General features: G+C 65.6%; 10 protein-coding genes and 1 tRNA gene. 4 read left to right on the top strand and 7 right to left on the bottom strand.

Going from position 1 to position 12491, the window contains the following annotated elements; all coding sequences use genetic code 11:
• Positions 1–181 precede the first annotated feature (181 nt).
• Positions 182–457 carry an FAD assembly factor SdhE gene (locus AAG612_RS03805; RefSeq protein WP_342507370.1) on the bottom strand — a complete coding sequence of 92 codons (276 nt, stop codon included), beginning with the start codon at positions 455–457 and terminating at the stop codon, positions 182–184.
• 167 nt (positions 458–624) lie between these two features.
• Between AAG612_RS03805 and recG the strand changes: the two genes are divergently transcribed.
• On the top strand, positions 625–2685 hold the full coding sequence (gene recG / locus AAG612_RS03800) for an ATP-dependent DNA helicase RecG (RefSeq protein ID WP_342507367.1): 2061 nt from the start codon (positions 625–627) through the stop codon (positions 2683–2685).
• Positions 2686–2721: 36 nt separating this feature from the next.
• Here recG and AAG612_RS03795 read toward each other — a convergent pair whose 3' ends face one another.
• Positions 2722–3186, bottom strand: coding sequence for a low molecular weight protein-tyrosine-phosphatase (locus AAG612_RS03795; protein WP_342507365.1), 465 nt, complete (start codon positions 3184–3186; stop codon positions 2722–2724).
• Between the two features lie 70 nt (positions 3187–3256).
• Here AAG612_RS03795 and AAG612_RS03790 point away from each other — a divergent pair, with 70 nt between their 5' ends.
• The gene (locus AAG612_RS03790) at positions 3257–5011 is read left to right on the top strand and encodes a DUF885 domain-containing protein (protein ID WP_342507363.1); all 1755 of its coding nucleotides are present in this window, start codon (positions 3257–3259) and stop codon (positions 5009–5011) included.
• A gap of 37 nt (positions 5012–5048) precedes the next feature.
• Here AAG612_RS03790 and AAG612_RS03785 read toward each other — a convergent pair whose 3' ends face one another.
• The 4 genes from AAG612_RS03785 to AAG612_RS03770 form a co-directional block, all read right to left on the bottom strand.
• Positions 5049–6380 (bottom strand): phosphatidylserine decarboxylase family protein, encoded by a 1332-nt coding sequence (locus AAG612_RS03785; RefSeq protein ID WP_342507361.1) that lies wholly within the window; start codon positions 6378–6380, stop codon positions 5049–5051.
• Between the two features lie 230 nt (positions 6381–6610).
• Entirely contained in the window at positions 6611–7948 is a 1338-nt protein-coding gene (locus AAG612_RS03780; protein ID WP_342507358.1) for an ABC1 kinase family protein, read from the bottom strand.
• Positions 7949–7952: 4 nt separating this feature from the next.
• The gene (locus AAG612_RS03775) at positions 7953–8108 is read right to left on the bottom strand and encodes a YqaE/Pmp3 family membrane protein (protein ID WP_342507356.1); all 156 of its coding nucleotides are present in this window, start codon (positions 8106–8108) and stop codon (positions 7953–7955) included.
• A 91-nt stretch (positions 8109–8199) separates the two neighbouring features.
• Positions 8200–9693, bottom strand: a complete 1494-nt coding sequence (locus tag AAG612_RS03770; RefSeq protein ID WP_342507354.1) for a helicase HerA domain-containing protein — start codon at positions 9691–9693, stop codon at positions 8200–8202.
• A gap of 200 nt (positions 9694–9893) precedes the next feature.
• Between AAG612_RS03770 and ubiM the strand changes: the two genes are divergently transcribed.
• Together ubiM and AAG612_RS03760 are read left to right on the top strand one after the other, a co-directional pair.
• Positions 9894–11066, top strand: coding sequence for a 5-demethoxyubiquinol-8 5-hydroxylase UbiM (gene ubiM, locus AAG612_RS03765; protein WP_342507351.1), 1173 nt, complete (start codon positions 9894–9896; stop codon positions 11064–11066).
• A gap of 44 nt (positions 11067–11110) precedes the next feature.
• On the top strand, positions 11111–12154 hold the full coding sequence (locus tag AAG612_RS03760; protein ID WP_342507349.1) for a fatty acid desaturase family protein: 1044 nt from the start codon (positions 11111–11113) through the stop codon (positions 12152–12154).
• Positions 12155–12361: 207 nt separating this feature from the next.
• Here the strand turns inward: AAG612_RS03760 and AAG612_RS03755 are convergent.
• Positions 12362–12438, bottom strand: a tRNA-Pro gene (locus AAG612_RS03755).
• Positions 12439–12491: the final 53 nt, after the last annotated feature.

The following is a 12491-nucleotide window of genomic DNA, read 5'->3' as shown; positions in this document are numbered from 1 at the left end:
TCGCTCCGGCGCGCACGTGTTCCGTGCACACGCATTTTGCCCCCTTCTCTTCGCGAGGAGGGGGTTGGGGGGGTGGTGGAATGGCGTTAGCGAGGCCGGTCGCAAAGCACCACCCCGCTGCGACTAGGCAGCAAGCTCGCAAGTCTCGCCGCCCCTCCTCTAAAGAGGAGGGGAGAGATGGTCATCGCGGAATATCGACGTAATCGAGCTTCTGCATGACCTCGATCCGCTCACCCTGCATTTCCGGCGGGATCGGCTGCGTCTTGAGCGCCCAGGCCATGATCTCGACATCGTCGTAATCGAGCAGGGTTTCGAACCAGACGAGATCGTCCTCGCCCCATTCGGCGTGATAGCGATCGAAATAGCCGCCGATCATGTAGTCGGCCTCGCGCGTGCCACGGTGCCAGGCGCGAAACTTGGCGCGGGCGAGGCGGGATTCGAAGCTGGGGGAGGTCATGGGTTGGGGACTAGGCCTGCCGCGCCGATTTCTCAACTCGTCATTACGCGGAACGCCGAAGCCGCGACGCGGCAATCCAGTGCGTTTTCGCAAGACGCTCTGGATTGCTTCGCCCCGTCCTGCGGACGTGTCTCGCAATGACGACCTCTATTTGTCATAGCGCTCCCATGCGGCCCGAAATCCTCAACCCCCTGTTTGCCGAGGTCGACACGCTGGACGGTGTCGGCCCCAAGCTGAAGAAGCCGCTCGAGAAACTGCGCTGCACGCGGGTGCGCGACATTGCCTATCACTGGCCCGACCGCTTCGTGACGCGCCGCCCGGTCGACAATCTGGACGAGGCGGGCGAGGGCGAGCAGATCATCGTCGCGCTGACCGTGACCGAACACCGCGCAGGCGCGTCGCGGCGCGCGCCGTACAGGATCCTCGCCACCGACAGCGCGGGCAACGTGCTGGCGCTGACCTTTTTCGGCCGGTCGAGCTACACCGCGAAAAAGCAGCTGCCGGTGGGCGAGAAGCGCCGCGTGGCGGGCAAGCTGGAGCGCTACGGCGACATGCTCCAGATGGTCCACCCGGACCATGTGCTGACGATGGAGGACGCCGCGCTCGGCCCAATGCGCGAGCCGATCTATCCGCTGGCTGAGGGGCTTACTCAGCCGCGCATGGCAAGCCTCGCGGCGCAGGCACTGGAGAAGCTGCCCGCGGTGCCCGAATGGATCGAGCCGGGCATGCTCGCGCAGCAGAAATGGCCCGCCTGGGCGGACGCGTTGCGCAGCGTCCATGCGCGCGATGACGAGACCGCGAAGGACCGGCTCGCCTACGACGAGCTGCTCGCCAATGCTCTGGCCTTGCAGCTGGTGAAGGCGGATAACCGCCGCAAGCGGGGCCGTCCGCTGGCAGGCGACGGGAGCCTGCGCGACAAGCTGCAATTGCCGTTTCCGCTGACCGGCGCGCAGGAGCGATCGATCCGCGAGATCGAGGGCGGCCTCGCGCAGGACGCACCGATGCTGCGTCTGCTGCAAGGCGATGTGGGCGCGGGCAAGACCGTGGTGGCGCTGCACGCAATGCTGGTCGCGGTGGAGGCGGGCGCGCAAGCGGCGCTGCTCGCCCCGACCGAAATCCTCGCGCGCCAGCATTACGAGACGTTGCGCGAGATGGCGCGGCCCACCGGGGTCGAGGTCGCGCTGCTGACGGGCCGCGACAAGGGGCGCGCGCGCGAAAGCATCTTGATGGGGCTGATGGATGGCAGCATCCAGATCGTCGTCGGCACGCACGCGATCTTTCAGGAGGCGGTGCAGTACCGCGACCTCGGGCTGGTGGTGGTGGACGAACAGCACCGCTTCGGCGTCTCGCAGCGGCTCCAGATGGCGGGCAAGGGCAAGCGGCCGCCGCACACGCTCTCGATGACGGCGACCCCGATCCCGCGCACGCTGACGCTCGCCAATTATGGCGAGATGGAGGTCAGCCGGCTCGACGAACTGCCGCCGGGCAGACAGGCGATCGATACGCGCGTGGTCGGGATGGATCGTCTGCCCGAAGTGGTCGAGGCGGTCGGGCGGCACCTCGCGAGCGGCCAGCAGGCCTATTGGGTGTGTCCGATGGTCCGCGATGAAGAGGGCATGGAGAAAGCCGCCGCCGAGCAGCGTTTTGCTGCGCTCAAGGCGCGGTTCGACGATGCCGTGGTGCTGGTCCACGGCCAGCTCGACCCCGAGGTGAAGGACGCCGCTATGGCGCGCTTCGCCAGCGGCGCGGCGAAACTGCTGGTCGCGACCACGGTGATCGAAGTGGGCGTCGACGTCCCCGCCTCCACGCTGATCGTGATCGAACAGGCGGAAAGCTTCGGCCTCGCCCAGCTGCACCAGCTGCGTGGCCGGGTCGGGCGGGGCAGCGAGAAATCGGTCTGCCTGCTGCTGCGCGGTAACCAGCTGTCCGAAACGGGCCAGCGCCGCCTCGCCCTCATGCGCGAGACACAGGACGGGTTTCGGATCGCCGAGGAAGATCTGGAGCTGCGCGGCGGGGGCGAACTGCTCGGCACGCGGCAGTCGGGCGACACGCCGTTCCGCATCGCCACGCTCGACCAGATGCAGCGCTTCCTCGACCCCGCGACTGCCGATGCGAAACTTCTGATGGACCGCGACGCCGGTCTGGAGGGCGAACGCGGCGAGGCGGCGCGCATCCTGCTCTACCTGATGGAGCGCGACATGGGTGTGCGAACACTGCGGGGTGGGTGACAAGAACTGCCCCCCCCAAGGGGAGGGGTTTTTTGGTTATCCGCCCAGCCGCTCCACCAGCGCCTTCGCCGCCGCGTCGACATCCTCCCACGTATATTCGAACTGCTCCTCGCCGTCGTGGTACGGGTCGGCAATCGCCGCGCCTTCACGCCCCGGCACGAGGTCCATCAGCAGCGAGACATGCGCACGCGATCCCTCGGGCCGCAGCGCCTCGATATTGCGCAGGTTCTGATGATCCATCGCGAAAATGTGCGTAAAGCACTCGAAATCTTCGATCACCAGCTGCCGTCCGGAATAGCCCGAGATGTCGAGCCCGTGCTTCGATGCTTCCTCGACGCTGCGCGGATCGGGCGGGTTGCCGACGTGGTAGTCCGCAGTGCCTGCGCTGTCGGCCTCCGCCTCCAGCCCGGCCTTCTCCGCAGCATCGCGAAACGCCGCTTCCGCCAAGGGAGAGCGGCAGATATTGCCGAGGCAGACGAACAGGATCGCGGGTTTTTCCATCGGTCCGGCCTACTGGACGCACGCCGCCGCGCGCAATAGGGATTGCCGCAAACAAGGGGAACCAGTCACCATGAAGCACCTGCTCGCCGCCACGGCGCTCGCATTCACCATCGCCAGCCCGCTGACCGCCGGCCCGGTCGAGGACTACACCGAGCTGCGCGAGGATGTGTGGGAAGACATGCTCGACGACAATCCCACTCTGGCGACCTCGGTGGGCGACCGCCGCGGGGACGGGCAGCTGGGCGACCTCAGCATGGCGGCCTATGATCGCAACGTCGCCGAAGACCGCGAATTCCTCGCACGGTTGAACGCCATCGACGAGAGCGCGCTGCCCAAAGACCTGCGGGTGGATTACGCGATCCTCAAAAGCTCGCTCGAAGACGGGATCGAGGGCGCGCAGTTCGACCAGACCCGCTACGTCCTGTTCACCAATCGCGGCGGCTGGTTCAGCTGGATCGCGTCGCTGCCCTACAGCTCGCCGCTGTTCACCAAGGCCGATTACGAAAGCTACGTTGCGCGGCTCGAAGCCTATGGCGCTCAGAACGAAGCCGGGATCGCCCGCAGCCGAGAGGCGGTTGCGCGCGGGCTGACGCAGGCATGCGGGCCGATGGAAGGCGTCGAGGACCAGATCACCGGCCAGATGGCGGACAGCCCCGAAGAATCGGCCTTCTGGCGCCCCTTCGCAAAGCGCCCCTCGACCATTTCCGAAGCCGACTGGGAAGCCCTGCAAGCCCGCGCCCGCGCCGCGCTGACCGATGTGGTGTTCCCCGCCTACGAAGATTTCCTGAGCTTCTACACCGAGGAATACGCGCCCGAATGCCGCACCGGCCTGCCCGGTGTCGCCGAAACCGCGAACGGCGACGACTACTACGCCTATCGCGTGCGCAGCTTCACCACGACCGACATGACGCCCGACGAGGTCCACCAGCTCGGCCTCTCCGAAGTCGCGCGCATCTTGGCAGAAATGGAAAGCGTGGCGGCAGAGGCAGGGTTCGACAGCCGCGAGGCTTTCATCGAACATCTGCGCACCGATCCGCAATATTACATGACCGACGAGGACGAGTATCTGCGCTACGCCGCCGCGCTCGCCAAGCAGATTGACGGCTGGATGCCCAAGCTGTTCGGCACGCTGCCGCGCCAGCCCTACACCGTGCTGCCGATCCCCGCAGCGCAGGCGCCCGGCAATACCACCGCCTATTACGAGCCCGGCTCGCTCCAGACGGGGCAAGCGGGAATCTATCGCGTCAACCTGACCGAGCTCGACCAGCGGCCGTTGTGGGAGCTGCCCGCGCTGGGCGTCCACGAGGCGGTGCCGGGGCATCACCTCCAGATCGCGCTGCAGCAGGAGCTGGACCTGCACCCGCTGCGCCGCAACGGCACATTCTTCACCGCATTCGTCGAGGGGTGGGGCCTCTATTCCGAACGGCTCGGCATCGAGATGGGGTTGTACGACACGCCCGCCAAGGAGATGGGGCGGCTGAGCTACGAGATGTGGCGCGCGACCCGGCTGGTGGTGGATACAGGCATCCACTCGAAGGGCTGGACCAAGCAACAGGCGGTCGATTTCATGACCGAGAACACCGCGCTCAGTGCGGCGAACATCGACGCGGAGGTCAACCGCTACATCACCTGGCCCGGCCAGGCGCTCGCCTACAAGATCGGCGAGCTGAAGATCCGCGAGCTGCGGACCCGCGCGGAACAGGCGCTAGGCGACCGGTTCGACCTGCGCGCCTTCCACGACGCGGTGCTGGAGAACGGGGCAGTGCCGCTCAATGTGCTGGAAGACCATGTAAACCGCTGGATCGCGGAGCAGGGGGAGGGGTAGCTCTTTTCCTTCGCGTGGAGCGCAGGGTGGTTCTGCTTCAGCGCGAATACCACACCCCGATCTGTGCGCCGATCTTGGTGACATTGCCGCCGGTGCTTGCGCTGCCCGATGGGAGTACCGGCCGCTGCGGGAAATGCTGCCCGTTGCCATCCATGAAGACGAGCTGCTTGTCGGGCAGGTTCTCGTACAGGATAGCGAAGGAGGATCCGCCGTAATTGAACATCCCCATCGGCTGGCCCTTGCGCACTTCTGCCCCCATGGTCATCGCCGGATCGAAGTCGATCGTGGAGACCTCGCTCATCCCCAGCGGAATGCAGCAGACATGGCCGTAGTCGGGCGTTTCGAACACGATCAGGCCGCGCGCGTTGGCTTCGCACAGATAGGGCAGAGAAGCGGTGGTCGCCCCGGTGAAATCCGGCAGGACGAGCTTGGCGAAATAGGCGCCGGGGATGGAGATCGGATCGAACAGGACCTTGCCGTTCACCGGCACCCACCAGCGGTGGAAATTGTAGGGGTTGAGATAGGTCTGAAAGATATATCCGCCAGAAAACATGTCGACCAGGCCGTACTTGTCGATCGTTTCCTGCTGCGTCGGATCGGATGAGCTCAAAATATCGCGCAGCGAGTAATTCATGTCCTTGAACCAGTAGGTATTGTCGGACGCCACCTGATATTCCCAGCGGAACAGCGATCCGTCATTCGGGCAGATCACCGTCTGGTTGGATTCCGGATCGGCGGTCGGCCGTTGCGTCGCGGGGTCCTTGAACTCGCGCGTGAAGAAGGAATTCCACGAATTCCAGTAGGGCAGCGTCTCGTTGTCCTTCTGCCAGTCGTCGAAGTGATACATCGCCTTCGCCTGGTCGGAGAGCCATTGCTGCCCATCGACCGCGAACACCCAGTTGGATGCGGCGGTGCCGAGGAACCGGTGCCACTGGTCGAGCACCGCGCGCATTTTCTCATTGAACTGAGGTAGTCCGAGAAGCTGCGATCCGGCCAGCGTCGGGTCGATCCCTACGGTCATTCCGGAAAAGGGCAGGCCAACCAGCTGATCGTCGATGAAGCGCGGGGTCTGGGTCAGCAGCGCATTGCAATAGGCGGCAAACCAGATTGCGTCGTCGATGCGGGGGAGGGGCACGCCGCCCGTGTCGAGATCGGGCGTCGCCAGCATGGTGGCGTTCTGCCGGCACGCCTGCGCCATCAGCCAGGCGATGATCGGATCGCCTTGCAGAAAATCGAGCAGATCCTGCACGACCGGATCGAACTGCGCCCCGGGATCGGCCTGTTCCGACAGCTCCTGCTGGAACATCGACCAGGCATTGCTGGCGGGATCGGGCATCCAGCCGCTGCGCAGCGCGCTTGGATAGGGCATAATTTCGAACTGTGAATGATGCTGCTGGGGGTGCATGTTCAAGGCCCTCCGAATGAAAGTGACCTACAGGGCCACTCGACCATGCCCAGCCACAAGAAATCAGTCGTTTTGTCGACAATTTTTACTGAGCATTGGGGAGCTATACTGCGAAAACGCAGCCCTTCATACTCGTAAATCTGCATAGGCGCTGGGCTGGCAATTCGGCCGTGCCCGGGAGGTATAGGCTCCCGCTAGGCGGTCCTTGTCAGCACATCGCGCACGATGGCGTGGATATTGACCACCGCGCCGATCCGCGCGCCGAGCAGCGCGGTGCCGCTGACCTTGCGCTGCACGAACAGCGTTTCGGCGGGCGGGATGTGCCAGATAGCCTTGTCCTGCGCGATGGCCATGCCTTCGTCGCGCAAGGCAGGCACGAAGCCGCGGTCGCCGAAGTCGAAGGGGGCGTCCCTCGCCATTTCGCCGAGAATGATCGCGATCATCCGGTCGATTGCTTTACCGTGCTTTTCCACGACGGCGGGGGCCATGAATTGCGCGTCGATCGCGGCCTGCCGGACGCCAGCGTGATCGCGGTCGAGACCGGCTTTGAGGAGATTGCGATAGGACAGCGCGATCCCTGGAGCGACCTCTCGCGTCGCTCCGAAATCGAGCAGCACGATCTTCCGGTCCGCCTCGCGGTATCGGTAGTTCGCGAAATTGGGGTCGGTCTGCATGAAACCCCATTCGAAGAGCTCGCGCGCGACCAGTTCGATCACCTCCGCAAACACGCTGTCGCGCACCTCCTGAGGCTGGTCGCCCAGCTGTTCGACCGGGCGGCCTTCCTCGTAACTCATCGCAAGGATGCGGTCGCGGGTCAGTTCTTCGTCGAGCGCGGGGACCACGAACGCCTCGTGCCCTGAGAGCAGTTCGCCGTAGCGCTGCATCATGCGGCCCTCGCGGCGGTAGTCGGCCTCTTCGTGCAGCTGCTCTTTCGCGGCGACGAGCAGCGGTGCGATGTCGAGTTCCTTGGGCAGCAGGCCGGTGATGCGCAGCAGGGTGGCAACATTGTCGACGTCGGAATCGATGCTCTGCTTCACGCCGGGGTATTGCACCTTGATCGCCAGCATGCGCCCGTCGCGGGTGAGGGCGCGGTGGACCTGCCCGATGCTGGCGGCAGCGATCGGGCGAGGCTCGAACCGGCGGAACTGCTTGCGCCAGTCGGTACCCCATTCCTCGGCCAGCACCTTGTCGAGCTGACGCGGGGGCATGAAATCGGCGTTGTCGCGCAGCTTGGCGAGAATCTCGGACAGCTCGGGAGGCAGGGCATCGCCTGCATCCATGGACAGCATCTGGCCCATCTTCATCGCGGCCCCGCGCAGGTGCGACAGGCGCTCCGTCAGCCGTCCGATATTGCTCGGTGTCAGAACGAGGTCGTTCATCCGGAGCTGCTCGCCAGAAGCCACGCGGCGCGCGCCTTCGGCCAGCATGCCGCCGGCGACACCGCCTGCGAGCCGCCCGAAGCCGCTCAGCCGCCCGAGCCGGGAGGAAGGGACCGCACGGTGGCGGCCCTGCCGATCATCCTCCCGCGCCATGGGATCAGGCGTAGTTGACGTAGAGCGAGTAGATCAGGCCGGGGATGTAGAACAGCAAAGTCAGGACGAGGCTGATGAGGAACTGCGTGCCGAGCCCGTGCTTGAGCGCGACGCCGAGCGGCGGAACGAGAATCGTAGCGATGAGGATGATGATAGGCATTCGATATTTCTCCTTTGCCTGATCAACCGCGCCCGCAGACGCCTGTTCCGTCCAATCGCCTTAGTCTTTCGCCCGGAGAGTGCGCACTACCTCACGAAGCATGTACTGCGCCGGCCGGTTCTTCGAGCCCGACGACGATGATCGTGCGCCCGCCGCCGAATTCCTCGCGCACCACGATCAGTCCCTGACGCTCCATGTGTTCCAGCAACCGGCGGATGCGGCTGGGGGACGAACTGCCATAGACGCGCGCGAGTTCGTCTTCGTCGGGTGCCTCATCGCCCCGAGCGGCGGAAACCGCGAGCGCAAGGTAGGGCGCGAGCACATCGTCCGGCACATTATCGGCCAGGCGTTCGATCACCTCGCGAAGGGGCGCCTCCAGTTCGTGCAGACCGGCCGTCGCGAAAGCGAACAGGCGGCGGAACTGCACCATGTCGATATGCGCGCTCGGCACCTTTTGCTGTCGGCAGCGGGTCGCGAAATTGCGGAACAGCGCAGCCGAGGATTGGAAGGTCGCGCCTTCTTCGGCTGCCAGCTCGGCAATTATCCGGGGCACCGCATCTTCGCCAGCCTGCGGGTTGGGTGCGCCGCCTTCGCGCAGATAGTCGTCCGCGGCGTCCGCCTCGCCGCTCACGGCAGGCTCGGCCTTTGCGGCGCGCTCAGTGATGGCTCGTTCCAGGTCGGGCGCCGACTTGGGCGGGGCAGGGGCGCGCGCGGGCGCAGCCGCTTCCTCGGCCAGTTCGGAATGGAGCAGGGCCTCCAGGTCCTCTCCCTCGGCCTGGGGCAGGGGCATCAGACCCTCGGCGGCGTTCTTCCCGCCGGTCTGCACATTGCCGATATGCACCGCGACCGGACGGCGGCTGATCGCCGGGCCGAGGCCCAGGAAATGGCCGCGCTGCAGATCGCGGATACGCTCCGCCTGCCGCCGGTCCATCCCCAGCAGGTCGGCTGCGCGCTGCATATCGATGTCGAGGAAGGTGCGGCCCATCAGGAAGTTCGAGGCCTCGGCGGCGACATTCTTGGCCAGCTTGGCGAGCCGCTGCGTCGCGACGATCCCCGCGAGGCCGCGCTTGCGCCCGCGGCACATCAGGTTGGTCATCGCGGACAGCGTCATGCGGCGCGTATCCTCGGCCAGCTCGCCCGCGGCGGCAGGGGCGAACATCTGCGCTTCATCGACCACCACCAGCGCGGGATACCAATGCTCGCGCGGGGCATCGAACAGCGCGGAGAGAAACAGCGCGGCGCAGCGGATCTGCTGTTCCACCTCCAGCTCGTCGAGTGCCAGGACGACCGAAACGCGGTGCTGGCGTACCCGCCTTGCAAGCGCCTCTATCTCGCGCACCGAATGCGCGGCGCCATCGATCACGATATGGTCGAACGGGTCCGCCAGGCTGGTGAAATCGCCTTCCGGATCGATCACGATCTGCTGAACGAGCCCGGCCGTCTGTTCGAGGAGGCGGCGCAGCAGGTGCGATTTGCCCGATCCCGAATTGCCCTGAACGAGCAAACGGGTGGCGAGCAGTTCCTCGACGTCGACGCAAATGCCTTGCCCGGCCGAATCCGTGCCAATTTCGATCTGCGATTTCATATGGCTTATGAATAGGTGCCCACCGGCAGCACGCAAAGGCGCATCGGGCACTTATCCCGTTCTAGCTGCGTCGTGCGCAGGCCGCGGACCGGCGAGGGAACGAGAAAGCACGGCCTCCGGGTCCGGTTTGATCCATCGCAATGATACCCTGGCTGGCACTCGCTAGCCCGCTCCTCCAACCGGCAATTGCAGGACAGGCGATGCGAGATTTCGATATTATCGTGGTAGGCGCGGGGCCCAGCGGCCTTGCCTTTGCCCGCGCTCTCGAAGGGAGCGGTCTTCGTATCGCGCTGATCGAGCGGCAGGCTGCGGAGGTGCTGGCCGATCCGCCGGTCGACGGGCGGGAAATCGCGCTCACCCACCGCTCGGTCGACATGCTGGATCGGCTTGGCGCGTGGAGCAGTATCCCGCCCGATCAGGTCTTCGCCTTGCGGAGCGCGCGCGTCTATAATGGCCGCTCTGCGCTGGCGCTCGGCTTCGATCCGGACGGCGGGCCGGAAGACCACCTCGGTTGCCTCGTCTCGAACCATCTGATCCGCCAGAGCCTGTTCGCGGCGATCGAGGGGCAGGGGGGCGTGACGCTGCTTGCCGGTACGGGCGTCGAGCATGTTCATGCCGACAGGGCGGGCGCGCGCGTATTTCTGGCCGATGGCCGAACCGTGACTGCCAAGCTCATCGTTGCCGCCGATTCGCGGTTTTCGGTGATACGAGAACAGCTCGGCATCGGGGCGGAGATCAATCGCCTCGGCCGCTCGATGCTTGTCGTGCGTGTCGCTCATGACCGGCCTAATCACGGTATTGCGACCGAGTGGTTCGATTATCGCCAGACGATCGCCATGCTTCCGCTGGGAGAACATCGATCCTCCGCGGTCCTGACATTGTCGAGCGCTGCGATGGAGCCGATTGCCGCCTATCCTCCCGAGGTGCTCGCGGCCGAGATCGAGGAGCGTTTCGACGGGCGTCTCGGCCCCATGCGCTGTGTTTCCGCCCCGCATGTCTATCCACTCGCCACCACCTATGCCCGCCATTTCGTGAGCGACAGCGCAGCGCTGATCGGCGATGCCGCAGTGGGCATGCATCCGGTCACCGCGCATGGCTTCAACCTTGGCTTGCAATCGGCGGAAACCCTTTCCGGACTTCTGCGCAGCGCGGCCGAAAAGCGCCGCTCGATCGCTTCGCCGCTGTTGCTGCGCCGGTACGAGGCGCGCCACCGCCTTGCCACCCGCCCGCTCTACAGCGGGACCAATCTGCTCGTGCGCCTCTATACGGCAGAGGATCGGCGCGCGCGCATCGCACGCCATGCCGCGCTGGGCGCAGCCGCGCATATTCTGCCGGTCAACACCGTCATCAACCGGATGCTGCAGCGCCACTGATCATGGCGAGGGCGCGCATCGCCCACGATAAAGAGCAAAGAGCAATGCCCTCGCAATCGCACTCCACCAGAGCCGAGGACAAGCAGATGCTGCGTCAGGCAGCGCTTCTGACGCGCGACCTTCATCGGCCAAGCCCAGCGCGATACTGGAGCGATTGTTTCGGGTCGGCAGCGGTCGGATATGCCGCGCTGGCCGGCGCAATCCTCAGCCACAGCGCCGCGCTCACAGTCGCGCTGGTCGTGCTGTCGATCCTCGCGCTGTACCGCGCGGTGCTGTTCATTCACGAGATCACGCATCTCGATCACCGCCTGCTTCCTGGGTTTCGCGCGGCATGGAATATCGGGGTCGGCGCACCGCTGCTGCTGCCCTCGTTTCTTTACGAGGGGATTCACGCGGTCCACCATTCGCGCAGGCATTACGGGACCGAGCGCGACCCGGAATACCTCCCGCTTGCGCACATGCGCCCGTGGACGCTGCCGCTGTTCACGCTGGCCGCGCTGGCCATGCCGTTCCTGTTGCTGCTGCGCTTCGGCATTCTCGCCCCGCTCTCCATCTTTATCCCGCCGCTGCGCCGGGTGCTGGTCGAACGTTTTTCCGCGCTCGAGGTGAACCCGGCCTATCACCGTCCTGCACCCGAGGGGGCTTTTGCCCGCCGCTGGCGGTTGCAGGAGATTGCAGCCAGCATGGCGGCCATCGCCATTCTCGCGAGCACCGCGACCGGCTTGGTGCCGCTGCGCGCTTTCGTCTTCTATTGCGTGGTCGTCGCCGGCGTTGCGGTGCTGAACCAGACGCGCACACTGGTGGCGCATTTGTGGGAAAACGATGGCGCCGAGCTTTCGCTTACCGACCAGTACCGTGACAGCACCAATGTCCCGCCCGCGTTCCCGGGCGTACTCTGGGCCCCGGTCGGCCTGCGCTTTCATGCGCTCCACCATCTCGTCCCGCGGCTGCCCTATCACGCGCTGCCCGAGGCGCATCGGCGCCTTGCTGGCGCGCTGCCGGTCGGTTCCGCCTATGGGGATGCGAACTATTCCTCGCTCTCGACCCTGCTAAATCGCCTCGCTCGCGCCACGATGCGCCGCCGTTAGGCGATTCTCCATCGGATCCGGGGGAGGGCGGCAGTCTCAAGACGGCCCGGCCAGCGAGAGACAGCGCACGCGACCCGTTCGACGCGGCCGACAGCCGCCGGGCGGGCGAAGATTCAATATTGCGGATCGAGCGTTTTCACGCGGGGCCCGAGGGGCGACACCGATCGGCCCTTCGCGCATACCATGCGCCCTGCTGCGAACGATAATTGGTCGGGGAGAGAGGATTCGAACCTCCGGCCCCTGCCTCCCGAAGACAGTGCTCTACCAGGCTGAGCTACTCCCCGACCGTGTCGGCCCCGAGGGTGGCGATGCCACCTGCGGGTCGAGGCAAGGCGCG

This window comes from Citromicrobium bathyomarinum (assembly GCF_038594605.1).
Classification (GTDB): domain Bacteria; phylum Pseudomonadota; class Alphaproteobacteria; order Sphingomonadales; family Sphingomonadaceae; genus Alteriqipengyuania; species Alteriqipengyuania bathyomarina_B.
This window is presented reverse-complemented; position numbering and strand designations above follow the sequence as displayed.

Coding starts and splice junctions, on each gene's coding strand:
- AAG612_RS03805 (WP_342507370.1), bottom strand. CDS start 457: ATGACCTCCCCCAGCTTCGAATCCCGCCTCGCCCGCGCCAAGTTTCGC.
- recG (WP_342507367.1), top strand. CDS start 625: ATGCGGCCCGAAATCCTCAACCCCCTGTTTGCCGAGGTCGACACGCTG.
- AAG612_RS03795 (WP_342507365.1), bottom strand. CDS start 3,186: ATGGAAAAACCCGCGATCCTGTTCGTCTGCCTCGGCAATATCTGCCGC.
- AAG612_RS03790 (WP_342507363.1), top strand. CDS start 3,257: ATGAAGCACCTGCTCGCCGCCACGGCGCTCGCATTCACCATCGCCAGC.
- AAG612_RS03785 (WP_342507361.1), bottom strand. CDS start 6,380: ATGCCCTATCCAAGCGCGCTGCGCAGCGGCTGGATGCCCGATCCCGCC.
- AAG612_RS03780 (WP_342507358.1), bottom strand. CDS start 7,948: ATGGCGCGGGAGGATGATCGGCAGGGCCGCCACCGTGCGGTCCCTTCC.
- AAG612_RS03775 (WP_342507356.1), bottom strand. CDS start 8,108: ATGCCTATCATCATCCTCATCGCTACGATTCTCGTTCCGCCGCTCGGC.
- AAG612_RS03770 (WP_342507354.1), bottom strand. CDS start 9,693: ATGAAATCGCAGATCGAAATTGGCACGGATTCGGCCGGGCAAGGCATT.
- ubiM (WP_342507351.1), top strand. CDS start 9,894: ATGCGAGATTTCGATATTATCGTGGTAGGCGCGGGGCCCAGCGGCCTT.
- AAG612_RS03760 (WP_342507349.1), top strand. CDS start 11,111: ATGCCCTCGCAATCGCACTCCACCAGAGCCGAGGACAAGCAGATGCTG.